The following is a 262-nucleotide window of genomic DNA, read 5'->3' as shown; positions in this document are numbered from 1 at the left end:
ATCAAAAGCTCTGGTGCTACTGTCAGTTTGATTCAGTTTGTAGAAGCACCTCAAAGAGAAGTTCGCTTGGCTTCCATCAAACTTTTGAATAATATATCACCTTTTATGGGTCAAGAACTAGCTGAAGCTTTTCGTGGAAATTTTAGTCAACTCAGCAGCTTGGTCAGGGTAATTGCTGACAACAACGGAATTTCTGAAGAACAAGCAGCAGCTGCTGGCCTCATAGCTGATCTTCCTCCGCGGGACTCAGTACTCACCAGAC

Annotated in this window: 1 protein-coding gene; it reads left to right on the top strand. The window is 43.9% G+C overall.

The genetic code is table 11. From position 1 onward, the window contains the following. Nucleotides 1-262: hypothetical protein (locus L9G74_RS24295; RefSeq protein ID WP_238898697.1), on the top strand; the 262-nt coding region annotated here is incomplete at both ends.

The organism is Shewanella electrica (assembly GCF_022321485.1).
Lineage (GTDB): Bacteria > Pseudomonadota > Gammaproteobacteria > Enterobacterales > Shewanellaceae > Shewanella > Shewanella electrica.
Note: the sequence above shows the minus strand (reverse complement) of the source record. Positions and strands in the feature narration are given on the sequence as shown.